The organism is Neisseria sp. P0019.S002, from assembly GCF_051957155.1.
Lineage (GTDB): Bacteria > Pseudomonadota > Gammaproteobacteria > Burkholderiales > Neisseriaceae > Neisseria > Neisseria perflava.
On sequence record NZ_JBQCWS010000049.1, the window covers coordinates 1 to 551 of the forward strand.

The 551-nt window shown below is 60.6% G+C and carries 1 protein-coding gene; it reads right to left on the reverse strand.

The features are described 5' to 3' along the window. Window positions 1-551, reverse strand: a 551-nt coding sequence (gene xseA, locus ACTHTY_RS11485; RefSeq protein ID WP_440367741.1) for an exodeoxyribonuclease VII large subunit, incomplete at both ends; no start/stop codon positions are given.

Consider the following 551-nt stretch of genomic DNA (forward strand, 5'->3'; position numbering starts at 1 on the left):
CTTTTGGCCAGCATCAAAACAGCGTTGTCCCAAAACGGCTCTCAGCCAACCTCTGGCTTGGGCGAGGCGGTGTAACAATTCTTGGCGGTTGGGGCTGACCAGTTCCGCCGCGCAAGTCGGTATGGGCGCGCGTACGTCGGCGACGAAATCGGCCAGCGCAAAATCGGTCTCGTGTCCAACACCGCCGACGACGGAAATCGCGCAAACTTCGATGGCGCGCCCGACCGGTTCTTCGTTAAACGACCACAAGTCTTCAATGCTGCCGACGCCGCGACAGACAATCCACACATCGCATTCGGCGTGTTGCGCGGCGGTTTTGATCGCTTGGGTACTCTGAAACTCGTTGCCCGCTCCCTGACTGGCAGTAGTATAGACGGTAAAAGGGGTTTCGGGCGTGCGGCGTTTCAAGGTGGTACCGGCATCGCGTAACGCCGCCGCCGACGGACCGGTGACGATGCCGGTACATTGTGCCCAGGTGGGCAAAGGTTTCTTGTGTTCCGACGCAAACGCGCCTTCCGCCTGCCACTGCGCCGTCCGCCGTTCGTAGGCTT